This is a genomic window from Acinetobacter sp. Tol 5 (assembly GCF_019702905.1).
Lineage (GTDB): Bacteria > Pseudomonadota > Gammaproteobacteria > Pseudomonadales > Moraxellaceae > Acinetobacter > Acinetobacter bereziniae.
On record NZ_AP024708.1, the window covers coordinates 3,141,260 to 3,165,586 of the forward strand.

Here is a 24,327-nt window from a genome sequence, read left to right on the forward strand (position 1 = left end):
AGATGGAAATTAGTAAAGAAAGAGAGGCTTTTGAGGCTGAATTCTCAAAAATTAAAAGCGATATAGCTTTTTGGCTACACACGTGGGATGAAGAAATGCAGGGTTATAACCACCCCGTAATGTGTTGGTTTTGGTACATGTGGCAAGCCAAAAAACAAGCCACCCCTGAAGGGTTTGTTTTGGTGCGTAAAGAATTGCCTGAAGAAATCGCTGAATCTATGGCTTTAGAGCGTGTTGAAAAACCTGTAACTGAAACTGATCCTACTTGGATTAAAATTTCAGAAGATGCATATAAAGGGCGAATTCGAAGCAAAAAATGGGAATTGTGGCGTGATTACAAAGCAATGGTCGAAGCACAGGAGAAAAGTCATGACTGAAAAACCACCTTTAAAGGCTCAAGACTGCCCTGTTCAAATGCCTGTATCTTATTTTGGTGCTACCTATCAAGACTCCCAATGTATTGATGGCTATCTATGGGACTTAGATAGTGGGGATGGTGAATATCTAACAAGTGGTGGCGATATTCCCTGCCCATTCTGCAATCCAGATGATCATCTGAATTACATGAAAAACAATGATGAAGATTTAGTTGTATGTGAAGTTTGCTCAACTGAATTAAGTCAATTTCATTGGTCTGAAACAAATAAACCCTCAGTTAAGTTATATGGATTTTGCACTAAATGTGATTGTAATCAATGGGGTGTAATGAAAGAAGAAAAGGAGGAAGGTTGATGGGTGCAGCTAAAAAAATTGAAGATCCATTTGATACTCTTTTCTTACTTCAAATGAAGTTTAGAAAACCTGTAGTTACTTTAGAAGAATTACTTCCTGAGTATCTTCCGCACCTGTCATTATTACAGGCAAACAAGCGAGCAAATAAATGTGATCTGCCTTTTCCAGTATTTAAACCAGATGGAAAATATTCTCCCTGGTGCGCTCACTTAAATGATGTTGCAATATGGTTGACAGTAGCTCAACAAGAGGCTAAAAAAGATTGGAGCGCAATGCATAGTTAAAATGCTAAGTTATTGATTAATTAATTGGATGGTTGCACCCTATTTGCACCTTGCACCATCCAAAAATCAATAAATACTTAATATTTATAATAATTCATAATATATCTATCCCACCTGCCATAGGGGCAACAATTAAATTATTTGACAGTTGATAGGGACCAATATACATATATATTCATACATTTTTAGACCTTCATAGTATACTGCATCTGCCATAGTGGCTCATCATTTTCTGAGTATGTTTTCTGCGATATGAAAAAATTAGTTCGACATCACGCTTTTATTAAATCTTTCAGCGTGTTAGCTCTTTCTTTAAGTCTAATTGCTTGTGGTAAAGGTTCATGGTTTGCCAATGAAGATGATGAGCAGTTAAAACAGGAACAAATTAAAAAGCTGATTCCAAATCGTGTTAGTCAACGTGACTCTTGGGCAAAAGATATTTTTGATATTTCAAACGAATTAAAGATTCCGACCAACAAAGAAAATGTCTGTACGATCATTGCTGTCGTCGATCAAGAGTCCAACTTTGTCGCCAACCCTGTAGTTCCAGGTTTAGGTGATAAAGCAGTCAAAGAAGTGACCACTCGACTCAATGAAAAATTTGAAGATAAATTAGGTTCAACCATTGGTGGTACAGTCGCATCATACTTTGAAAATGTTTTAAAAAATCAACCATCACCTGATGACAACTATTTAAAACAAATGAGCCGTGTGCGTACAGAAAAAGATTTGGATGTGCTTTATCGTGAAATATTTGACTATATGGCAAAGCATTATCATGTCAGTGCCCTGACCGGTGCTGCCAAATTCGTGGGTCAAGATATTGCCGAAAAAATGAACCCGATCACTACACTGGGATCTATGCAAGTACATATCAATTATGCCAAAGCACACAAGCGCAGCAGCATGAATGTTAATGAGTTACGTGACGATCTTTACACGGAATTTGGTGGTTTGTATTACGGGATTCATCGCTTGATGATGTATCCTGCAAACTATGACAAGCCAATCTATCGTTTTGCAGACTACAACTCAGGGATGTATTCTAGTCGTAATGCTGCCTTTCAAAAAATGATTGATAAGTTGACTAAAGCCGACTTGGCACTGGATGGTGATCTCTTATCATATGATAAAAATGGTGATCCTCGCCCTGCCATCACAGATACAGAAAAAGCACTGACTGCATTATTTGCTCAAAATAATATTCTAGTGACACCAAGACAGCTTCGTAATGACCTCAAGCAAGAGAAAGAACAAGATTTTGAAAAAACCCAAACCTATATCGCTGTTTCTAAACTATATAAAAATCAAACAGGCAAAGAACCAATATATGCCATAATGCCTGAAGTCATTATTTCTGGACCAAAATTGAGTCGTGACTACAACACAAATTGGTATGCGAGCCGCGTAAACGGACGATATGAAACATGTATGCACCGAGCAAAACGTATAAAAATTTAGCTTTATTTGATTTTGATGGAACCCTGTGTAAAAAAGACAGTTTTACAGGGTTTATTTTCTATGCTCTATCCAAAAGGCATATTGTCAAACAAGGCATCAAAATCTTACCTTGGATCCAAGCCTATTATTTAAATATCTACCCAGCGCATGCAATGCGTATAAAGTTGTTTAACGCCATGTTTAAACATGCTGATGCCAATGAGATTTTAGATATCGCCGATGAATATGCTTATCGTCTCATGGGACAATTAGATCCTATCCTTTATCAACAATTGCTCAAACATCAAAATAATGGTGATGATGTCGTTTTAGTCTCTGCTTCTGTCGACATTTATTTAGAGGTCATTTGCCAATTATTAAAAATTGATTTGATTTGTACTGAGACTGAGATTCTTGAGGGAAAATTTACAGGTCATTATGCGACACCAGATTGTAGTTGTGAACAAAAACGTTTGAGAGTTTTAGAAAAATACAATTTAGCGCATTATCAAAAAGTCTTTGCTTATGGAAATAGTGAAGAGGATCTCGACATGCTCAATTTAGCTGATTTTAAATATATGGTTGGTAAAGATCAGTTGCTCCCAAACATTGAAGATGAAAAGAAATTAGCTTGAAAGCTAATATTTTAAATGTGAGCTCATTATGTCGTATATTTATGTCATCACATCATTGACGCAATTCTATCGCTACATTCAGCCTGAATTAGAAAAATATAACATTGAAATGATGATGGAGTACTTTGATTCCAATCAGCAAATTCAAATCAAAGTGATCACAACTGAAAGTCTAAAAACACAACTTTTGGAGTATGATCATCAAAATCTGGGCTTCTATTTTTTAGATAAAGAACAAAAAATCAATAAACACCAAATCTATGATGATGAATATTGTATTTACGCTATTGAAGGACAAGGTGGAAGAGAAACTGAGAATGCTCTAGAAAAAATAACCTTAAGAATGATTTCAAAAACACCTGATAAAAATATAAAACGCTTTTTTAGTGCGATTAAACGCAAATTAAATCAAGATGAGAATTTTGCCCAAGGCATACAAGGTGGTTCTCGCTTACACCAACAGCATTATTATTTAAAATCGTATGTAGGGGAAAAAGTATTTAAATCAGATTTTTTATAATGATAAAGCTCCAGCATTAATACCCAAATAAAAACCCCGCCTTAGCGAGGTCTTATCTGTAAAACTTTAGAAATCAATAAATCGACATATGGTTACGATGTATCATTTCCAACGAACGTGCTTCACCTAATACTTGGTAAACCTTGTCAGAAGCCAGACCTTTGACAATTTCAGCAGAACGAGAACTGAAATTTACTCGCCCAACAGCAACTCGATGACCATGCTGATCGACACACTCAACCACATCACCACGCTCAAAATGCCCTTCAACTGCTTTTACACCAACAGGCAATAAACTACGGTGATTTTCTTTAATGGCTTTAACAGCACCATCATCCAGCACCAAACGCCCTGCTGTTTGTAAATGCGCAGCAAGCCACTGTTGATGAGCTGTTAGACGATCATCATCGGTGATAAACAGTGTACCCAGTAATTCACCCGCCATTAAACGCGCCAATACATGGTCGCTCTCACCACTTGCGATCAGCGTTGGACAGCCTGACTTCGCGGCCAAACGAGCAGCACGAACTTTGGTCAACATACCACCACGACCAAACTTACCGCCACCGCCAGCCATATCAAATAAAGTTTCATCCATTGCGCGAACGGTATGGAACAATTTTGCATTGGGATTGGAACGAGGGTCTGAATCAAACATACCTTGCTGATCAGTCAAAATAATCAGTAAATCTGCATGCACTTGACCCGCAACCATAGCAGCAAGCGTGTCATTGTCACCAAAACGAATTTCGTCGGTGGATACCGTATCATTTTCATTAATGACAGGAATTACCTTCCAATCAATTAGATTCTGCAAGGCATCACATGAGTTTAAGTAACGGCGACGATCTGCAAGATCATCGTGTGTTAACAAGACTTGTGCTGTTTGAATCGAATGTTTCTCTAATACACTTGACCAAGTATGGATTAAGCCCATTTGCCCAATGGCAGCACAAGCTTGTAGACTGGGTAGATCGGTGGGTCGATTCTCTAGCTTCATGCGAACCATCCCTTCAGCCACAGCACCAGAAGACACCAGAATAATCTCATGTCCGGCATTGTGTAGATCTGCAATTTGTTTCGCCCAATGCGAAATTGCATCCAAATCTAAACCTTGCCCATTTGCTGTGAGTAAAGATGATCCGATTTTAACAACGATACGTTTTAAAGCCTTGAGCTGACGTTGCCCATCTACCACTTCTATCATCTTATCCTCGGTCTTTCTTTTCTAAGCGGATACCCGAATATTTGGATATCTTTAGAAATTAGCGTACGTAGTACACTTCCATTTCGCCATCGTCACCATCGTCGTCTTCATCATCATCACCCAAAATACCAGCAAGACGTTGTTGACGGCGCATTTCACGATAAGCTTCTTTTGCAGCAATCGTTTGTTCACGTGTTTCAGCTTCAAGCTGATCACGGAATACTTTCATTTTCGCTGCATACTCTGGATCTTCTTCTTCCAACTCACGTTGTTGTTCGATTTGATCCATGAGGTAATACACAACAGGTTTTGTTCCCTCTTCAAGCAAGCCTGAAGTTTTAAATACAGGACCATCCCATTGTAATTCTTCAAGAATATGATTACACCATTCTTCTTGAGTATCATCATTTAATTGATCAAGTTTGTTTAAAACAAGCACAATCGGTAATTGAGCCAAAGTTGGCGAGAATTTTTTCAATTCTTCCATAATGGCTTTGGCATTGTATGCCGGATCTGAACCGTCAATCGGTTGCACATCAACAATATGCAAAAGAATACGCGTTCGCGCCAAATGTTTAAGGAAACGAATACCAAGACCAGCACCTTCAGCGGCGCCTTCAATCAGCCCAGGAATATCCGCCATAACAAATGAACGATGACGATCCGCATCAACCACACCTAAGTTGGGAACCATTGTGGTAAATGGGTAATCCGCTACTTTAGGTTTTGCTGCGGAAACAGCACGAATAAAGGTTGATTTACCTGCATTCGGCATCCCCAATAAACCGACATCAGCGAGAACTTTAAGCTCAAGGCGAATCTCACGATACTCACCTTTGATCCCATGTGTACATTTACGTGGAGAACGGTTGGTCGATGATTTAAAATGGGTATTGCCCAAACCACCATCACCACCGTGTGCAACTAAAACTTTTTGACCATCTTCAACAAGGTCACCAATAATATCGCCAGACTCTGTATCTACAATGGTGGTTCCCACAGGAACTTTCAGAACAACTGATTCACCACCACGACCAGCACAGTTTGCGCCAGCACCGTTTTTACCACGTTCAGCGCGAAATTTACGGGTATAACGATAATCGACTAAGGTACTGGTATCGTCGTCAGCTTGAATATATACGCTGCCACCACGACCACCATCCCCACCATCTGGACCACCAAATGGTACAAATTTTTCACGGCGAAAACTGGCTACGCCATTGCCACCGTCGCCAGCCTCTACGGTAATGACTGCTTCATCAACAAAGCGCATGCTGCCAATCCTCTAAAATCTTTAAAACCGCATATTCTGCCATATTTTGAAAAATTTCTCGAATAGTATTATTCAACTGAGCATGAATTTTGTTAAACATTTTTTATAATTCATCCAATAAAACTGCCTTTGCTGATATTTTGATTGTTTTTCAGTCAGATATTTTTTTATAATAGGTAAGCTAAAAAATGTCTATGTCTCACTAACAAAAAAACATAGTCGTAAATTTATAAATTTACTTTTTTTAAATCAATACTTTTTATTTTGATCAAATGTTTGATCTAAAGGATGCTCTATATTGTCAATTGTCCAAATCAGTGCTGCGCTTGGACCCGCAGAATGTGAACTTGCAGTTAAATACACTTTGCAAGAAATGCAAAAAGAAGCCCAAAAGCAAAAAATTCAATTCGAAGTGATAGAAAGTAATACTACTCCGCACGGCTATTCATCCGTGATCTGTAATATTAATGACAGCCACCAAAATTGGCTGAACTCTTGGTTAGGAACGATTCAATGGACATTTCACAGTCCAATTCGTCCACATCACAAACGTAAAAATTGGTTTGTAGGTATTAGCCAATTTCAAAGCCCTACGCAACTTCCTGCGGATGATACGATTGTTTTCCAAGCCTGTCGGGCATCTGGTGCTGGCGGGCAACACGTCAACACCACTGACTCCGCTATTCATGCAACCCATACTGCCACAGGAATCAGCGTTAAAGTTATGTCTGAACGCAGTCAACATGCCAATAAGCGTTTAGCAAAAGAGTTAATTGCACTCAAATTACAACAACAGATGGAGAGCCAACAAGCCCATCAGAAACACGCTCAACATTTACAACACACGTTGATTGAGCGAGGTAATGCAGTAAAAAGCTTTAAAAGATAAATCAGATATACGCATGTTGTCGTTAAATGTGAGTAGCGTGAATGTCTAACATCAGTTTGAATTTAAATTTTATAAGAAATGAAGGATGCTTCAACACAGACATTAAAAAAGGAAGCCTCAGCTCACTGCTGTCCCATAGTTTGCTTTAAATAAAAAAACCTGAGTCCTAACAGTTAAAATATGAGTGCAAACAAACACTTTAACGACCAGGATTCAGGTTTTGTCACATCAGAATACCGTATTTCATGAGCTAATTAAACCTGTTGTGCGACAGGATTTTGAACAACTTGCTAAAGTACACCATGTTGGACAGAAATTTAGAGCGGCTTCCCGGTGGGATCAGTTTATTGCCATATTGATGTCTCAATTCTCTTGTAGGCAAAGTCTGAGAGATATTCAATCCAATTTGGAGTGCCAACAGGAAAAGCTGAGTCATCTCGGAGCAAAGTCTATTCCCCGAAGCACGCTGGCACGAATCAATGAGCAGCAGCCTGCTGCCTTGTATCAACAGCTATTTTACAAGTTGCTTAAATACTATGAACACTCAAAAGTAGCTCATAAATTTCGCTTTAAGAATCCCTTGTATTCCTTGGATGCCAGTCATATTGACCTGTCGCTTTCTTTATGTGAATGGGCCAAAGTTCACGACTCAAAAGCCAGCATGAAACTCAGTATAGGATTGAATCACAGCAATGATATTCCTGAGTTTGTTGCAGTTGAAAATGGCAAAGAAAATGACATGGTACAAGGCCGCAAATTCCAGTTTCCTGCTGGCAGCATTGTAGTTTTTGATAAAGGCTATGTCGATTACCAATGGTATGCAAATCTGACTGCTCAAAACATTGGATTTGTCACACGTTTTAGGCCTAAATCTGTGTATCAGGTGATCCAGCAACATCCAGTGCTTGAATCCAAAGGTATTCTAAAAGATGAAACCATTCAGCTGAATAGCGCACATGCCCTAAAAAGAAAAGCCCCAGTGTTAAGAAGAATTGAATATAGAGATCAGCAAAGTGGCAAGCACTTTAGCTTTCTCAGCAATAACTTTCATTTAGCCGCCTCCACCATTGCGGCGATTTATAAAGATCGTTGGAAAGTTGAGCTGTTCTTTAAGGCGATTAAGCAGAATCTCAAATTAAAAGCGTTTCTAGGCCGCAGCAGGAACGCAATTCAGACACAAATCTGGATTGCGATGATCGCCTATTTATTGGTGAGTTTCGCTCGACATTTAGGAAAAACAGGTTGGACAGTTCAACGTTTACTCAGAATAATTCAAGTGAATTTGTTTGAAAGAAGAACTTTAAAAGCTTTATTTTCACCCGATAAAATACCCATAAAACAAGAGGAAGCTCAAATGAGCTTCCTCTTGTGAAAAATTGTGGGACAGCAATGGCCTCAGCTTCCTTTAATACTTTCATTGAATACTTTTAAAACTTAAGCATGTACTTCAGTTTTTTCCTCAAGCATCTTACGATCAACTTCTTCAGGATTGTTCAATGCATCATTGAGTTTTTCAACATCAAGCTTATCCACCCATTTTGCAACGACGATAGTTGCCAAAGAGTTACCCACCAAGTTAGTCAATGCACGTGCTTCAGACATGAAACGGTCAATACCTAAAATCAAAGCCAAACCAGCGACTGGGATATTGCCTACAGCAGCCAAAGTTGCTGCCATTACAATAAAGCCTGAACCAGTTACACCTGCTGCACCTTTCGACGAAATCAACAAGACCGCAAGCAAGGTAATTTCATGCCAAATATCCAGTTGAGTATTGGTTGCTTGTGCAATAAAGATTGCCGCCATAGTCAAATAAATAGAGGTACCATCAAGATTAAATGAATAACCTGTTGGAATGACCAAGCCAACCACAGACTTTTCACAGCCAGCAATTTCAAGCTTTTTCAACATTCGAGGCAATACGGATTCAGAAGACGATGTACCCAATACAATCAATAACTCTTCACGAATCATACGGATCATTTTTAAAATACTAAATCCGCAGAACCGGCTGATTGAACCCAAGATAATGAAAATGAACAATAAACAGGTGATATAGAAGCACAAAATAAGTTGTGCCAGTTGCGCTAAGCTACCAATACCATACTTACCGATGGTAAATGCCATCGCACCAAAGGCACCGATTGGCGCAAGTTTCATAATCATATTCACGATGTTAAAGAACACATGCGAAATTTGATCAATCAATCTTAGAACAGGTTTACCTGCATCTCCTAACTTATGTAAAGCAAAGCCAAACAGTAATGCAAATAAAAGAACTTGTAGAATTTCGCCTTCAGCAAATGCACCGACAACCGTATTAGGAATAATGTGCATAAAGAAATCAACGGTGGATTGTGATGCACCCGATTCCACATATTTGCTGATACCAGAAGTATCCAATGTAGCAGGATCAATATTCATCCCTACACCAGGTTTAGCAATATTGATCACCACCAAACCAATGATTAAGGCAATCGTGGACACAATCTCAAAATACAACAGCGCAATACCACCCGTCTTACCGACCGATTTCATGCTTTCCATACCAGCAATACCACTGACCACGGTACAGAAAATCACAGGTGCGATAATCATTTTAATGAGCTTAATAAAAGCATCACCTAAGGGTTTAAGTTGCTCACCCAAACCTGGAATATTCTTTTCTACACCATTGATCAATTGTGTACCACTTGGGAAGTAGTGACCGACGATCACACCCAAAATAATGGCAACAATCACTTGAAAATAGAGTGATTTATACAGCGGTTTCTTAGCCATGATAATTACTTCTTTCTATATTTCTGTTCGAAGAAATATCCAATATTAATGCGACCATTTGCTGACACAGGCAAAAATTCTGATGAAAACATCAAGAAAATAGATTTTTAGAAAATAAAAATCCGTTCAGAAAACAGCCGTTTTCCAAAACAAAGACAACAAATGACGATGTTTAAGATTTACTCTGTATTGCCCATATGCAAATCAGAATAAATGTAGAACAGGAGATGAAAAATAAAACACTATTCAAGCTTATTTTAATTAATTTTTGAGCATCAATCTCTATGTAAATGTGAATTTTGGCTAACATCTGTCCATTTTTTGCTTAGACCTTAGTCTAATACCACTTAGATCTATACCCTTTCAATTCATTTATGGCATAGTGTACTGCACTGTTTCTTCGGCTTATGACTGCATCCATATGAATACCAAACGCAATCTTTATAAAGACTTTGAACATCCTTTTGCGCAGTTTGTGCGAATCATTGGTAAAGGAAAAAATGGTGCACGATCATTAACTTATGATGAAGCTTATCAAGCTTTTTCGATGATTTTAAAAAATGAAGTGCTTGATGTACAACTAGGTGCATTCTTGATGCTACTTCGTGTTAAAGAAGAATCTGTAGATGAACTCACTGGCTTTGTCCAAGCGACCAAAGACCAATTGAACTTCCAAGCACTTTCTGTGGATTTAGACTGGTCATCTTATGCAGGGAAACGCAAACATTATCCATGGTTTTTGTTGGCAGCTCTGACACTGGCTAAACACGGTTATAAGATCGTCATGCACGGCGCTGCTGGGCATACCATGAATCGTGTTTATACCGAACAAGTTTTAGCGTATTTAGGATTTCCAATTTGCCAAAATGAAACTGAAGTCAAACAACAGTTAGAGACTCAAAATTTTGCTTATTTGCCTTTGGATGTAATCTCACCAATTTTAGCGGATTTGATCAATCTCAGAAATGTCATGGGATTACGCTCTCCAATACATACTCTTGCTCGCCTAATCAACCCGTTCAATGCCAAAGCCACCATGCAAGCTATTTTTCACCCTGCTTATCGTAGCTCACATCAACAGGCAGCTTTTCAACTGGGTTATCAAAATAGCGCAGTGATTAAAGGTGAAGGTGGCGAGTTTGAGCGAAACCCTGATGCAAAAACGCTGATTTGTGGTATCCAAGATGGTGAACTCTATGAATATGAATTACCAAAATTAACGGATAATCGTAGTCCAATAGAAGAACAACTGGATCTGTCTGTGTTTAAAGCTGTTTGGGAAGGTCAGCAAACACATGACTATGGCGAGATTGCCGTTACCGAAACGATGGGGATTGCTTTATATACCATGGGTATTGTAAATAACTACCCTGAAGCCATGAGTAAAGCTCAACATCTTTGGAACACACGTTTCTAAATTGAAGTTTCTACTAAAGTGTGATGATCAATGATCACGCTTTTGTATAAAATAAAAATCAGACCAATAAGGATAACTTTTCCCTGAAGAATGAATATTGAGGAGTTGCAACTGATCACCGATTTGGATCACGTTTTTATTCTGTATATGTGGTCCAGATAAATATGCATCTTTTTGCTGACCAATCAGCTTTGAACAATATAAATGGTGCGTTTTTATTTTTTTTGAAGAGTCAGCTGTATAAGCATTATCAATTTTTATACCAATTAATAGCATCGGATAACCATCATTTTTAATTGATGTATATTGTATGACTGGCGTTTGGAAATTTTGACTTGCAATCACAGTCACATCTAATAAGCATTGAATAGGACTTGCGCCTCTTGTTCGTTCAGCGAATGAGCTGGTCGAAATTGCAGTGATGAAGATTAGACTGAGATGAACAAGCTTTATTGTTTTGAGTAGCTTTAGCACTTTAACCTCTATATTTTTAAGAATTTTTATCTTCCTGAATATCTTTGTCGCCTTTTTACATATTTCTGATTTTTAACATATAGACCGTTTTATACCATCATCATTGCAGCAGCTAAAATATTATTGTTTTTTTATTGAGTATTTGAACCATAAAGTAAGGCTACTTTATGGTTCAAAGGTTTTTTACACAGCTAGATAAAACGAATTGGTTTAAATTCTGGTTCAGGAACATGTGAGTCACATTCCTCACCCTCTTCTTTATGACCTTTATCAATATAACCCGTACGTTCTTTTTCAGGAACATTTTGATGTTCCCAAGCGATTACCGCTTGCATACAAGTTTGACGCTGCTCAGCAGTCAGTGCCACACCATTTGGCCATTTCCCAATTTCTACTGCTGTTTTTAATCGTTCAACGATATCAGCATCTAAAATAGAAAGCATCTGTTCAATATTCATGGTCAATCCCGCTGAAAAGAATCAAAATCTTGATTCCAACCAAGTTTAGTACGACAAGCCATATAGAAGTCATAACCTGGCGGATGTAAAAGTATTAGTTTGAATGGATGTTTGCGAATATGCAAACTATCGCCAACATTTAATGAAACACTGTGTTGTCCATCGGCACTCACCATCGGCAATACACGGTTTTCACGGATCAGTATCTTAATTTCACTCTGCCCACCCACAACGATTGGACGCGAAGACAAGGTATGTGGATGCATCGGAACCAAAGCAATCGCATCCATACTTGGATGGAGAATCGGTCCCCCACCCGATAATGCATATGCTGTCGAACCTGTGGGCGTAGATACAATTAAACCATCACTGTGCTGACGATAAACATATTGCCCATCAATATTCAGTTCGAAATCGATCATATGTACAGACTTACCTGAATGTAGCACCACATCATTCAATGCAATTGCATCATAAATCGTTTCATTTTTACTGCGAATTTCAATTTCAAGTAAGAAACGGCGATCAAGTTGAAATTCACCTTTTAAGACTTGGTCGAGCTTAAAAATCACTTCAGTTGGTTTAATATCCGTTAAAAAGCCCAGTCGACCACGGTTGACACCTAATACGGGAATATTATATTTCACCAATGCACGTGCTGCATGTAATAAGGAGCCATCGCCACCAACAACAATGACTAAATCTACAACCTCACCGAGTAAATTCTTACTGACAGTTTGAGTATTGGTATAGGGGACAAGTTCTGCTGTTGCGGTATCAAAAACCGGATGTAAACCTAAACTCAATAAATGATCGTGTATAAGGCAAAGCGTATCAACCACAGAAGATTTATCTGGTCTTCCAATCAAACCAATGTTACGAAAGGTCTTTGGTGAAATCTGCACAGGTGCTTTAGCTCCACTGAAATTCTGAGATATCATAGCACTTTCAGAATATGTTTATAAAATCATTCATCAACGAAAAATAACAAGAATACCCAAAAAGGCTTTAAATTTGTGTATTTCACAGATTTATTATTGCAAATTTAAGAAAAGCTTCGCATGATTAGCGAAAATAAATTGGGTTTTATTATCTGTATATGAAGAACGAACGTGGTATAGGCTTGATTGCACTGATTTTTTGTGTATTGGTCATTGCAGCATTTTTTGCATTTAGTATCTACTTAATTCGACTCGACAATGTTATTCGGGACAAGTTCGAAGGAAACCGCTGGGACATTCCTGCGAAAGTATTTGCGCGACCATTAGAAATATATGCAACTGCGCCTATTGCACAAACAGAATTTGAACAAGAGCTTAAACTGTTGGGTTATAAAAACAGTGACAGTTATACCAAGTCTGGAACATATATCAGCCAACCCAATTCTGTCTATGTTCATACACGAGGCTTCGACTTTGGCGACAGCGTTGACCCAGAACAAGTTTTACAAGTGACCTTTGCTGGAGATACTGTTTCTGATGTCAAAGCCACCAAGCCAACCAATACAGGAATTGCACGTTTAGAACCGATGTTGATTGGTGGAATCTATCCGCAACATAATGAAGACCGTGTACTGATTAAACTCAACAAGGTTCCAAAACCTTTGATCGAAGCATTAATTGCAACCGAAGATCGTAACTTTTATCGTCATCACGGGATATCTTTCCGTGGTACCGCACGTGCGCTGGTCAGTAACGTGACAGGCGGAAAGCGTCAAGGTGGTTCAACACTCACTCAACAATTGGTGAAGAACTTTTTCTTAACCCCTGAAAAAACCTTGAAACGTAAAGTCAATGAAGCACTCATGTCTCTTTTATTGGAGCTTCATTATAGTAAAGATGAAATTCTTGAAGCCTATTTAAATGAAGTAAACTTGGGGCAAAGCGGGAATTATTCGGTCAATGGTTATGGTTTAGCTTCACAGTTCTATTTTGGATTACCACTCAGTGAACTAAATATTTCACAGCAGGCTTATTTAGTTGGTTTGGTACAAGGACCTACTCTATTTAATCCTTGGAAAAATCCTGAAGGGGCAAAAAAGCGTCGAGATATTGTCTTGAACAATATGTTGGTGATGGGCTACTTAGATCAAGCACAATATGAAAAAGAAATTTCGCGCCCATTGAATGTTGTACGTAAACCAACGCTAGGAACCGCGAAGTTCCCAGACTTTCTCGATATTGTACGTCGTCAACTTAAAACAGAATATCAAGAGTCTGACCTAACCAATCAAGGTTTGAGAATCTTCACAACACTCGATCCAATTGCGCAAACCAAAGTTCAAAATAGCTTTAGAGATACTGTGACTCGATTAGCCAATGCCAATCCATCACGTTTAAAAGACTTACAGGGTGCTGTTTTAGTCACGCGCCCTGAGAATGGTGAATTGATTGCTGCTGTAGGTTCTACACAAGACTTTACTGGTTTTAACCGTACAGTTGATGCCAAGCGTCAAGTAGGTTCTTTGCTCAAACCTGTGATCTATTTAAGCGCTTTGGAGTCAGGGCGATACAACTGGGCATCTCAAATCGAAGATGCGCCGATTAGTTTACCTGTCAATGGCAACCAATCGTGGACACCGAAAAACTATAGTGGTTCTGGTCATGGTTATGTTCCTTTAGCACAAGCACTTGCTAACTCATATAACCTGTCAGCTGTTCGTCTGGGTAATGAATTTGGTATCTCAACATTTAGCAATAATCTGACTAAATTTGGCGTGACCTCGAAAATCCCGAATTATCCATCGATTTTCCTCGGAGCAGTTGATATGTCACCGATGGAAGTGATGAGTATTTATGGCAACTTTGCAACGGGTGGATTTAAATATCCTACTAAAGCCATTCGTACTGTGGTTGATTCAAATGGTCGTCTTCTAGAGCGTTTCGGCTTAAATGTTCAGCAAACCATAGATCCTTCTGCCGCATTCTTATTGAACTATGGTTTACAGCAAGTCATGTCATCGGGTACAGGTAAAGCGGCTTACAATAGCTTACCAGCTGATCTTAAACTTGCAGGTAAATCAGGGACAACCAATGATACTCGTGATTCATGGTTCGCAGGATACTCGGGTAACAACTTAGCTGTCGTGTGGCTCGGATTAGACAATAATAAAATCAATGGGTTGACAGGTTCATCAGGCGCATTGCCTGTCTGGATTAATGTGATGAAACAGTTACGTCAAAAACCTGTGAATTTGCGTCAAACAGATGATATTGCATGGCAATGGATTGATTCACGTACTGGCGAATTGTCTGCCCAAGGCTGTGAAGGTGCAATGTATATTCCACTATTACGTCATACTGTGCCAAATCGTGCGACTGAATGCGGTATGCCACATTACCAAGTGGACCCACAATACGTACCCGATACACAACAAAACGCTTCGCAAACACAGTCTGGTGATAGTATTGACAACTACATTCGTGAGAGTGAAGACAGTATGGAACAGGACTCAAGAGGTCGTATGATTTCAAGTGGGAGTTACAACAACTAAATCCTCTCACTTTGTAGGTAAAGATGGAATGGCTTTTTGAATAGGAATGAATGATGAATCGTAATGTGACCAAGACCACTTATCTAATAAGTTTAATGGGAATATTGGCTTTAGCTGGTTGTCAAACAACACCACAACACACCAAGCCACCAACAAAACCTGTCGAAAAGCCAGATACATCACAGCAAAAAAATAATGTTCCAACGCCTGATGGTGTAAAGATTACACCTTATGAGCGACCTGAAATCAAACGTGAAAAAGTCCCTACTGTCATCGTGCCTCAACAAAAAGCCCAAACTCAAAAATTTGAGGATGGGCAAAGTATTCCCGCCTTTAAGCAATTGATGCAACAAGCCCAAACTGCTTATCAAAAACAACAATGGGATGAAGCAGAACGCTTTGCCTTGAATGCACAACGTTTAGCCCCACAATCCGCAGAAGTTTTTTCTTATTTGGCAAGAATCGCCCAACAAAAAAAGCAATATGCAAACGCTGAGTCCTTAGCACGCCGTGGCTTAAGTTATGCTCAAACAACTGCACAAAAGAAAGTCTTTTGGAATACGATTTTACAGTCAGCACAACAGTTGAAAAATCAAAAGACTGTTGCAGAAGCATCTAAGCAACTGCAAAGCCTCTAAGTTCAAAGTTGAAAAGTGTAGTTTATGTGAGTTCGACGCAACTACACCTTTAGCTTATTAAAAAAAAATGTTCTTAGCGGAGTCTTGCCTCAAACAGTTAGGGATGAGATTTCCGAGTATCGTATTTCACCAAAAATTTTATATAAGATTCAGGTTGAAAATAGAATAGATTTTGCTTTTTCACGAGCCAATTTCACCCCATATTTCTATTGTAGCTGGGAGCATGGTTGCCACCGTTGGTCAAGGGTGATATGAATATCCCCTTTGATCAACGAAAGATTTTTGTTACTTTTCATCTCTAAAAAGTCAGGCATCGACTACGCAAATCAATGAAAACTTTTATCAAAATATGAGGCTATGAAAATGCCTTATTTATACGATACAAACTCTCAATAATGGTATGGATTGGTTTAACTTACTTTTGATGTTTGGTATGAGTTCAAGTTAAAACTGGCTAATCCCTGCAATACCATAAGCACCATACTGTTGTGCAATGCTTAAATCAGTAGGGCTTAACCCTCCCAATGCGAATACAGGTAAATCACTGCTTTTGGCATATTGCGCAAACTGTTCCCATCCCAAAGTATGTGCATCTGGGTGTGTTGCAGTTGGTAGAACAGGGCTAAGAATCACCGCATCGAATCCCAAGCTGTGCGCACGTTGTAAAGACACTAAATCATGACATGCTGCGATACAACGAACACCCAATGGCAATTGCCCCATTTGCAAATCCATCACCTGTTGTTGTTTATAATGCACAGCAGCCACAGCTTTCTGCAAAGATTCTGGCAATTGTGTCCAAATATCAACATTGATGATCAACCGTGACAGATCATGCAGGTTTAACTGCTGGACTTGTTCTACTGCTGATGTGAGTAATTCAGTGCGATAATAAAACAGTGGTTGTGCTGAAGCTTCATTCAGATTACTTTCATTCAGCGCATTAGCATTCACTACACTTTGTTTGTTTCGACATAATTCGCTCAAATCCTCAGAAATTTTAATGTGATGATTCCAAAATAAACGCTGAATGATCGAATGATTGGCTTTAGGGAAATTCAGCCCTAAAAGTTGATCACGGCTGTACCATGTCCATGGTTTTTGAATATCTGCTAAATATTGCTCATTCACAGTGGCATGGAATAAGTGCAAAAATACTTCGACATCATCATATTCATGATGAATCACATCAAAAGCATGCCATTGCTGAATGCCAATCCCCACTTCTTCAAAAATTTCTCGACGACATGCTTCAACAGGTGTTTCCCCTGCTTCAATCTTCCCTCCTGGAAACTCATATTTATTGCCTTGATGTTGGTCAGCATTGCGCCATCCTACAAGGACTTTCCCTCGAAACAGTAATAAAGCAATCGCCACATGAACACTGGGTTTAGACATAGAAATAGAGCCCTCAAGTTTTAATCAATTGTAAGCAAATATAGATTTTTTATAAATGATAAAAATTATCGTTGACAGATCTATTCGATAATGATTATCATTTAAATCACTTAGACAACACCCCACTCGGAGTCAGAATAATGAACGCACCATTTAGCCTATTTACACGTAACACCGAAGCTCACCAATCTCTTCCAATGTTACACTCAAACAACTTATTTGCATTAGGACGCGAAATTCGCATTATGCATGCTGGTGAAGAATATCGTTTACGCTTAACCCGTAATAATCGTCTAATTTTGACTAAATAACGATAAAAACAACTGATTTAAAACAAAAAACGTGGGAACAAGCAGTATGAATCAGCGCATACTGCTTTTTAAGTTTTGGCTGAACAATTTATAAAAGATTATAAAAGATCATGTAAATAGAGTTATTTGATACACAACTGGATGAGCAAATAATGTCATTCATCATTTCTCTATCACTACTCAATTTCATATCTAATATTGTTATGTCCAATATTGTTGTCGTTTCTTTCTGAATCTAAGGTAAATATAAGCGAATTTTTAAGCCACCGTATTTGGAAGCACTAAAATCAATTTTCCCCTGATGCAGATCGATTACAGTTTTACAAATGGATAAGCCTAGACCTGAACCTTGTGTTTGAGTTCCTAAAGCACGAAAGAAACGCTCCCCTAAACGAGCAATAACCTCTTCTGAAACTCCCTCACCATCATTTTGAATTTCAAATAATTTCCAACCTTCAAAATGACCAAGATCAATATAAATATTGCCCTGCTGAGGTGTGTATCGAATTGCATTATCAATTAAATTGCGGATGCAAATAAACATTAATTCTTCATTTACATCGACATTTGCATCTTCACTTTGAATATGAAGTTGGACTTGTTTCTCATCTTTAAATGTCTCTAAGGCAGATAAAACACCATGAGTCATCTTTTCCAAACTGACCCAAGTTTTAGGTAAATCACTTTTATCTGTAGGATCTAATCTGGCGAGTAACAATAAATTTTCAAGTACTTGTGTACCTCGAAATACATCATTTTGGATTAGGCTTAATTGATGACGAATTTCAGGCACTTCAGCATATTTACGTTGTAGCAACTGTAAACGCATATGTATTGCTGATAATGGTGAACGCAGCTCATGTGATGCATCTGCGGTAAACCTTTGTTCTGCGACTAATGCCTGTTCCAGTCGAATAAACATCTGATTAAGCTGATTAACCATCGGTTGTAGTTCTTTAAATTCAGGTTGAGGCTGTTGAATCAAGCTTAAGTCATTTACATTTTTCTCAGCAATTTCTGTTGAAAGCGATTGAATTGATCTAAATTGTTTTTTGACTGAAAAATGTAAAATCAACCATTGGATCGCCCATAAACTCAGTAAAATTAAAAAATAGCTGATTAAGCTTTGCGACAGATCTTTAAAGCGCTCACTCAACGGTTGGATCACATAGACACTTAACCCTGAATCGGGATTTTTTGCATGATAGCTTCGCCAAAGTTGATGATTTGACCAAATAAAATCATAAGCACTGTCTTGATCAGTTATCTTGGCTTGACTGCTTATGCCTAACTCAAACTCTGGGGATTGAGTTAAAAGTTTATCTCCATTAATCAATTGATATTGAATATCAAATTCATCACTGAGCTCATCCAATTGAAAACCCGATGTAGTACTCAAATCTGAAATCAGCAGCATATCTGAAATTTCATCCATGATTTGATCTTGAACATCCATGTTGTGGTAAATAGACAATGCGATGAGTAATAGCAAAGCAAATAGACCCGCCACAATTGAACTCAACATGGATGTTTTAATCAATTTATGCTGTAGCGAGATGGCTTGGCTCATAGATACCCTATTGAAATCATTTAAAATGGATCAACACACTGCTTATTCTTGCGGTGTATTCATTCGATAACCTAATCCTCGTATGGTTTTTATCAAATGATTTCCAATCTTTTTTCGTAGCTGATAGATATAAACTTCAATCGCATTGCTTTCAATTTCATCACCCCATGCATATAAAGAAGCTTCTAATTGTTCACGAGTCACAATATGTTCAGGCTTTTGCATCAGTTTATATAAAATTTGAAATTCTTTTGCTGTTAATGCAATGGCTTGTTGGTCTTGAAAAACTGTTTTTGCCTGAGTGTCTAAAATCAAATTGGCATATTTGATTTCATGTAAATTTGTGGTTTGTGTTTGTCTGAGCTGGGCACGTACTCGCGCTGATAGCTCTTCAAGACTAAAAGGTTTGACCAGATAATCATTTGCACCTAAATCCAAACCTTGTACACGATCTTGAATAGTATCTCGTGCTGTTAGAAAAATTACCGGCGTGTCAGGATATTGCTTTTTTAATCGCTGTAAAATCTCATCTCCTGTCGCCTTTGGTAAACCTCGATCAAGCAAAATGCAATCATATTCATGCTGTTCTATGGCTAAAATGGCGTGATCACCTCGCTCAACCCAATCGACATTATAGCCATCCATTTCTAACCAAGATTGGATACTTTCAGCTTGTGAGCGGTCATCTTCTGCAAGCAATATTCGCATTATCTACCCTCTTTTATCCATATCTAAAAATCATCACTATTGGGTTGATGGCAATATAAGGACCACAAAGATGAGATGCCAATGCATCTCATCTTTGTCGCAAGTTCGATTTTGAATCAAAAATAAGTGATTTTAAACGAAAGCATTAAAAATTCACTGCATCAACATCAATTTCGACTCGCTTGGTTGGCTTGTAGTCGATATCAACTTCACCGATTAAAGTAACTGTAGTATTTGGGGCAATCGGTTTACCTTGCCATAATTCATCATCAATATCGACCGTAATGGTTCCAGTGTTATCACGGAATTGATATTTTTCATCACCAATCGCTTTTACCACATTGCCACGTAACTGTACTTTTGTATCATCTTTTAAGGTTAATGCATGTTTCACAGTGGTTAAATTGGGTGTTAAAGCAGACTGATTCACTGCTGTATTTGCTGAAGCAAAAGAAGTTGCACCAATTAAGCTGATTGCAAGCAATGTTTTAGAAATTAGTTTCATCGTTGACCTCATCAATGTTGATCGTTTCAATAAAGCCATTAAAACAAATCAACATGAGGTGAATCTTAGGATGTCTTTATTTCCAATTTTTTGATGCAAAGCTAAGAATTAATTCAAAGGTACCACTCTTAACACTTCCTCTAAAGTCGTTACACCCTCTAAAACTTTACGCGCGCCTGCTATTCTTAAGGGTTCAATCCCTTCTTTCTTGGCTTGCATTCTAAGATCATCTAAGGTTGCATTGGCACTGATACGCTGTTTTGCCTCTAAGCTGATCGGCATAAACTCATAAATACCAACACGACCTTTATACCCCGTTTGACGACATTCTTCACAACCAACCGCTTTAAAAATAAAATCAGGTGTTTTGGTTTGATAACCAAAGGTTAAATGTTTCCATTCTTGCTCATTGATAAAAGTTTCTTGTTTACAATGTGGACAGAGCTTTCGCACCAAACGTTGAGCAAGCACGCCCAGAATTGTTGCGGCTGTTAAGAATGGTTGTACACCTAGATCATGCAAACGGGTCAAACTTGATGGTGCATCATTGGTATGCAAAGTTGAAAGCACCAAATGACCAGTCAAAGCAGCTTGAATTGCCATATTTGCAGTGTCTTGATCACGAATTTCTCCGACCATAATAATGTCTGGGTCTTGTCGCATTAGCGCGCGAATACCATCTGCAAAACCTAATTCAATCCCTTGATTCACTTGCATCTGGTTAAAGCTCGGCTCTAACATTTCGATCGGGTCCTCAATGGTACAGACATTGACCTCTTCAGTAGCCAATTGCTTTAACGATGAATACAGTGTGGTTGTTTTACCCGAACCTGTGGGTCCAGTGACCAAAATGATCCCGTGACTGTGTTGAGTTAAACCCTGCCATTGTGCCAATAGATGTTCATCAAATCCCAATTGTTGAAAACTACGCACCAAAACTTCTGGATCAAAAATACGCATCACCAACTTTTCACCAAATGCAGTGGGTAATGTAGAGAGACGTAATTCAGTTTCTTGCCCTTTCGGGGTACGGGTTTTTAGACGACCATCTTGTGGTTTTCGCTTTTCTGCGACATTCATCCGCCCTAAGATTTTAATTCGTGAAATAACTGCGGTTAAGGTGTTGGCAGGCATGTTATAAATGGTATGTAAAACACCATCGATACGAAAACGAATTTTGCCCTTTTCCTTTCGTGGTTCCAAATGAATATCGCTGGCACCTTGCTCAAAGGCAAACTGTAAAACCCAATCTACCAATTTAACAATGTGTTGATCATTGGCATCCGGATTTTGCGTATCTCCCAATTGTAACAGTGCTTCTACGCCTTTATTTTCCTTATCATAAGCACTCGATTTTTGTGAATTACTCACAGCTCTACTGACTTGGTAATACTCAGTAAGATAACGCTGTAATTGTTCTGGATTTAACACCACTTTTTCAATTTTTTTTGGGCTGAGGCTGCGTTCTAAATTATGAACCCAATCGGTCATAAAAGGCTGTGCCGTACCAATCAAAATTCGATCTGTATTGACTTCTACAGCCAAAATTTTATTTCTCAATGCAAACTCTTGAGACATGACACTGGTCAAAGACGTGACATCTGCTTTTAACGGATCAATGGTAAATAAATTCAATTGGGCCTTTTCAGCCAACCATTCAGTCAATACAGTTAGTGTCAGTCTTTTTACTGAGTCTTGAGCATCAACTAATTTAAAATTTGCGATCCACTGTAAGGGATGCCATTTTAATTGATCACGTTGCCGATGCGTCGTCTGTACCAATAATTTTTCACGTTCAGTAATTCGACCGTCTTTTAATAATTGTTCTAAACACCAAGCTGTATCGATTTCGAAATTAAATTGCATTGTTATATCCCCAAAACACAGTTTACTATAACAAAATTAACTTTTGTATTTGCTGAATTTTTTCAATTGACCGGTATATTATAGATAAGCCAAAAATAAGCTTTTGATTTAGGAATACTTTACGCTACATTGAAATTAGACAATCTATTCATGGTTCTAGGGGGAGCGCTATGAATTTAATTCCAACAATGTCATTCGATTTCAATTCTTATCATGATTTATTTACGATTATTGCGGCTGCTTTAGGTTGCGGTTTATTGATCGGATTAGAACGTGAACGCAGCAAACAACGTGAAAATCAACGTAGTTTTGCAGGTTTAAGATCATTTGCGATTTGTTCAATCTTTGGCGCTGTATGCTTTTTATTTGGTCCCTATTTTGGCATCGTGGGTGCACTAATCACAGGCGCAGTTGTAGCATACTCAATTAAAAATCAGACCGATGATCCTGGGGTTACGACTGAAATCGCCTTTATTCTGACCTACTTTATTGGTGGAATGTGTCTGTGGAATATACCATTTGCTGCAGGTTTATCTGTCATTTTGACAATCTTATTGATGACCAAACATTCTATGCATGGTATTGCAGGAAAATGGATCACCGAATCTGAATTTAGAGATGGAATCTTTCTGCTGGCATTATTACTGATTGCACTTCCTCTTACCCCGAATAAACCATTGTGGGGTTCAGTTCTTAATCCCTATGTAATTTTAAAGTTACTTACTTTAATTCTGGCTGTGCAAGCACTGGCACATATTGCCAAACGATTATTGTCCACAAAAAATGCTTTGCTTCTGTCTTCTCTAGCATCGGGCTTTGTATCCAGTACGGCAACGGTTGCCAGTTTAGGATTAGAAGTCCGTAACGGACGTGCTGATGCAAAAGCCAATGCTGGTGCTGCACTCATGTCATGTGTAGCGACACTATTGCAATTAATGATTATTGTCATTGGTGTAAGTATTTCTTGGTTTAAAGTGATTGTTTTACCCAGCCTCCTTGCAATCACCGTTTTGGTTATTTTTGCATTATGGCTCATGCGTAATACGCAACCGATCGAAGCGAACAAATCTACTGATAGCCGCATGTTTAGTCTTAAAGAGGCTGCGATTATTGCAGGGTCTTTAACCTTAATTCAAGCAGGTGTTTATGGTTTAAACTTGTTATTGGGTGATGCAGGGCTTATTGCAGGTACACTTCTTGCGTCACTTTTTGAAATTCATGGTGCATTAGCAACCATTGTCATTCAAGGTGAACCAAGTAACGCTGTGTTATCACTTGCATTCCTGTTAGGTTTAGCTGCACATGCAGTAGCGAAATCAATAAATGCTTTGATCAGTGGTGGTGGGCGCTACGCACTTGTTTTTGCTCCAATTCAAATTTTACACATGCTGATCTTTATTGTGATTTTTATATGGGGTCTTCAACATTCGACTGCTTTTATAAATCCTTTTTAAAATAATGATTCAACATCAATAACTCGCCTTTCTCTTTTCTCTTATAAAGTAAGTTATAACTTTAAATATCAATATAAATCATACATCATGGTCATGTTGATTCATCTAAAAACCTACACACTGAAATGATCGATTAAAAAAATGACACGACTAAAATTGATAAAAGACCGAGAAAATACTGGGCTTAAAATAAGTATTGAAAAAATAATAGGTTTCAATATCATGATAACGTGAACTTTTATACACATAAATTTTTAATATTTTATAATTTGGA

The 24,327-nt window shown here is 38.3% G+C and carries 24 protein-coding genes and 1 pseudogene; 13 read left to right on the forward strand and 12 right to left on the reverse strand.

Translation table 11 applies throughout. The features are described 5' to 3' along the window. Nucleotides 1-2 precede the first annotated feature (2 nt). The 3 genes from TOL5_RS14620 to TOL5_RS14630 are packed head-to-tail and all read left to right on the forward strand — an operon-like array spanning nucleotide 3 to nucleotide 1,016. Nucleotides 3-377 carry a hypothetical protein gene (locus TOL5_RS14620; protein WP_221260451.1) on the forward strand — a complete coding sequence of 125 codons (375 nt, stop codon included), beginning with the start codon at nucleotides 3-5 and terminating at the stop codon, nucleotides 375-377. Next, nucleotides 370-732, forward strand: coding sequence for a hypothetical protein (locus TOL5_RS14625; RefSeq protein WP_221260452.1), 363 nt, complete (start codon nucleotides 370-372; stop codon nucleotides 730-732). The genes TOL5_RS14620 and TOL5_RS14625 overlap by 8 nt, the downstream gene beginning before the upstream one ends. Beyond that, complete coding sequence (locus TOL5_RS14630; protein ID WP_151776183.1) at nucleotides 732-1,016, forward strand: pyocin activator PrtN family protein; 285 nt, start codon at nucleotides 732-734, stop codon at nucleotides 1,014-1,016. The genes TOL5_RS14625 and TOL5_RS14630 overlap by 1 nt, the downstream gene beginning before the upstream one ends. A 103-nt stretch (nucleotides 1,017-1,119) precedes the next feature. Here TOL5_RS14630 and TOL5_RS22730 read toward each other — a convergent pair. Then, nucleotides 1,120-1,185 (reverse strand): annotated as a pseudogene (locus TOL5_RS22730) (hypothetical protein); the annotation flags it as partial. An 83-nt stretch (nucleotides 1,186-1,268) separates the two neighbouring features. Here TOL5_RS22730 and TOL5_RS14635 point away from each other — a divergent pair. Genes TOL5_RS14635 through TOL5_RS14645 form a run of 3 tightly spaced genes read left to right on the forward strand, consistent with a single transcriptional unit; the run spans nucleotide 1,269 to nucleotide 3,611 of the window. After that, on the forward strand, nucleotides 1,269-2,477 hold the full coding sequence (locus TOL5_RS14635) for a DUF1615 domain-containing protein (protein WP_004831511.1): 1,209 nt from the start codon (nucleotides 1,269-1,271) through the stop codon (nucleotides 2,475-2,477). Next, nucleotides 2,444-3,091: an HAD-IB family phosphatase gene (locus tag TOL5_RS14640; protein WP_151781053.1), complete on the forward strand. Its 648-nt coding sequence runs from the start codon at nucleotides 2,444-2,446 to the stop codon at nucleotides 3,089-3,091. Before TOL5_RS14635 ends, TOL5_RS14640 begins: the two co-directional genes overlap by 34 nt. Before the next feature lie 28 nt (nucleotides 3,092-3,119). Next, nucleotides 3,120-3,611 (forward strand): hypothetical protein, encoded by a 492-nt coding sequence (locus TOL5_RS14645; RefSeq protein ID WP_227560688.1) that lies wholly within the window; start codon nucleotides 3,120-3,122, stop codon nucleotides 3,609-3,611. A gap of 73 nt (nucleotides 3,612-3,684) precedes the next feature. Here TOL5_RS14645 and proB read toward each other — a convergent pair whose 3' ends face one another. Together proB and cgtA are read right to left on the reverse strand one after the other, a co-directional pair. Next, nucleotides 3,685-4,818, reverse strand: a complete 1,134-nt coding sequence (gene proB / locus TOL5_RS14650; protein WP_004831515.1) for a glutamate 5-kinase — start codon at nucleotides 4,816-4,818, stop codon at nucleotides 3,685-3,687. Between the two features lie 58 nt (nucleotides 4,819-4,876). After that, nucleotides 4,877-6,091: an Obg family GTPase CgtA gene (cgtA, locus tag TOL5_RS14655; RefSeq protein WP_121774049.1), complete on the reverse strand. Its 1,215-nt coding sequence runs from the start codon at nucleotides 6,089-6,091 to the stop codon at nucleotides 4,877-4,879. Between the two features lie 298 nt (nucleotides 6,092-6,389). Here cgtA and prfH point away from each other — a divergent pair, with 298 nt between their 5' ends. Continuing rightward, entirely contained in the window at nucleotides 6,390-6,980 is a 591-nt protein-coding gene (gene prfH, locus TOL5_RS14660; RefSeq protein WP_009586822.1) for a peptide chain release factor H, read from the forward strand. 220 nt (nucleotides 6,981-7,200) lie between these two features. Then, nucleotides 7,201-8,352 carry an IS4-like element ISAbe18 family transposase gene (locus TOL5_RS14665; RefSeq protein ID WP_005176703.1) on the forward strand — a complete coding sequence of 384 codons (1,152 nt, stop codon included), beginning with the start codon at nucleotides 7,201-7,203 and terminating at the stop codon, nucleotides 8,350-8,352. A gap of 62 nt (nucleotides 8,353-8,414) precedes the next feature. Here the strand turns inward: TOL5_RS14665 and TOL5_RS14670 are convergent, their stop codons facing one another. Then, nucleotides 8,415-9,761 carry a dicarboxylate/amino acid:cation symporter gene (locus TOL5_RS14670; RefSeq protein WP_151781054.1) on the reverse strand — a complete coding sequence of 449 codons (1,347 nt, stop codon included), beginning with the start codon at nucleotides 9,759-9,761 and terminating at the stop codon, nucleotides 8,415-8,417. Nucleotides 9,762-10,182: 421 nt separating this feature from the next. Here TOL5_RS14670 and TOL5_RS14675 point away from each other — a divergent pair, with 421 nt between their 5' ends. Continuing rightward, a complete protein-coding gene (locus TOL5_RS14675) occupies nucleotides 10,183-11,178 on the forward strand; it encodes a glycosyl transferase family protein (RefSeq protein WP_005030059.1) in 996 nt (331 codons plus the stop codon). A gap of 27 nt (nucleotides 11,179-11,205) precedes the next feature. On the opposite strand, the gene TOL5_RS14680 is transcribed toward TOL5_RS14675, so the two are convergent. From TOL5_RS14680 to TOL5_RS14690, 3 genes are all read right to left on the reverse strand, one after another. Further along, nucleotides 11,206-11,652, reverse strand: a complete 447-nt coding sequence (locus TOL5_RS14680; RefSeq protein WP_151781055.1) for a hypothetical protein — start codon at nucleotides 11,650-11,652, stop codon at nucleotides 11,206-11,208. A gap of 191 nt (nucleotides 11,653-11,843) precedes the next feature. Next, nucleotides 11,844-12,110 carry a YeaC family protein gene (locus tag TOL5_RS14685; protein ID WP_004831521.1) on the reverse strand — a complete coding sequence of 89 codons (267 nt, stop codon included), beginning with the start codon at nucleotides 12,108-12,110 and terminating at the stop codon, nucleotides 11,844-11,846. 2 nt (nucleotides 12,111-12,112) lie between these two features. Next, nucleotides 12,113-13,051 carry an NAD(+) kinase gene (locus tag TOL5_RS14690; protein ID WP_004831522.1) on the reverse strand — a complete coding sequence of 313 codons (939 nt, stop codon included), beginning with the start codon at nucleotides 13,049-13,051 and terminating at the stop codon, nucleotides 12,113-12,115. A 158-nt stretch (nucleotides 13,052-13,209) separates the two neighbouring features. Between TOL5_RS14690 and mrcB the strand changes: the two genes are divergently transcribed. Beyond that, nucleotides 13,210-15,603, forward strand: coding sequence for a penicillin-binding protein 1B (gene mrcB, locus TOL5_RS14695; RefSeq protein ID WP_221260453.1), 2,394 nt, complete (start codon nucleotides 13,210-13,212; stop codon nucleotides 15,601-15,603). 53 nt (nucleotides 15,604-15,656) lie between these two features. Beyond that, on the forward strand, nucleotides 15,657-16,241 hold the full coding sequence (locus TOL5_RS14700; protein ID WP_151781056.1) for a tetratricopeptide repeat protein: 585 nt from the start codon (nucleotides 15,657-15,659) through the stop codon (nucleotides 16,239-16,241). A gap of 444 nt (nucleotides 16,242-16,685) precedes the next feature. Here TOL5_RS14700 and TOL5_RS14705 read toward each other — a convergent pair whose 3' ends face one another. After that, on the reverse strand, nucleotides 16,686-17,639 hold the full coding sequence (locus TOL5_RS14705; RefSeq protein WP_042085186.1) for an NUDIX domain-containing protein: 954 nt from the start codon (nucleotides 17,637-17,639) through the stop codon (nucleotides 16,686-16,688). A gap of 140 nt (nucleotides 17,640-17,779) precedes the next feature. Here TOL5_RS14705 and hemP point away from each other — a divergent pair, with 140 nt between their 5' ends. Then, nucleotides 17,780-17,950 carry a hemin uptake protein HemP gene (hemP, locus tag TOL5_RS14710; protein ID WP_004721884.1) on the forward strand — a complete coding sequence of 57 codons (171 nt, stop codon included), beginning with the start codon at nucleotides 17,780-17,782 and terminating at the stop codon, nucleotides 17,948-17,950. Nucleotides 17,951-18,185: 235 nt separating this feature from the next. On the opposite strand, the gene TOL5_RS14715 is transcribed toward hemP, so the two are convergent. From TOL5_RS14715 to TOL5_RS14730, 4 genes are all read right to left on the reverse strand, one after another. Continuing rightward, the gene (locus TOL5_RS14715) at nucleotides 18,186-19,520 is read right to left on the reverse strand and encodes a sensor histidine kinase (RefSeq protein ID WP_151781057.1); all 1,335 of its coding nucleotides are present in this window, start codon (nucleotides 19,518-19,520) and stop codon (nucleotides 18,186-18,188) included. Between the two features lie 42 nt (nucleotides 19,521-19,562). Beyond that, nucleotides 19,563-20,228 carry a response regulator transcription factor gene (locus TOL5_RS14720; protein WP_151779051.1) on the reverse strand — a complete coding sequence of 222 codons (666 nt, stop codon included), beginning with the start codon at nucleotides 20,226-20,228 and terminating at the stop codon, nucleotides 19,563-19,565. A 145-nt stretch (nucleotides 20,229-20,373) separates the two neighbouring features. After that, nucleotides 20,374-20,733: a NirD/YgiW/YdeI family stress tolerance protein gene (locus TOL5_RS14725; protein WP_005030069.1), complete on the reverse strand. Its 360-nt coding sequence runs from the start codon at nucleotides 20,731-20,733 to the stop codon at nucleotides 20,374-20,376. Nucleotides 20,734-20,841: 108 nt separating this feature from the next. After that, nucleotides 20,842-22,599, reverse strand: a complete 1,758-nt coding sequence (locus TOL5_RS14730; RefSeq protein WP_151781058.1) for a GspE/PulE family protein — start codon at nucleotides 22,597-22,599, stop codon at nucleotides 20,842-20,844. A 170-nt stretch (nucleotides 22,600-22,769) separates the two neighbouring features. Between TOL5_RS14730 and TOL5_RS14735 the strand changes: the two genes are divergently transcribed. Then, on the forward strand, nucleotides 22,770-24,053 hold the full coding sequence (locus TOL5_RS14735; RefSeq protein WP_121774044.1) for an MgtC/SapB family protein: 1,284 nt from the start codon (nucleotides 22,770-22,772) through the stop codon (nucleotides 24,051-24,053). The last annotated feature ends 274 nt before the right edge of the window (nucleotides 24,054-24,327 follow it).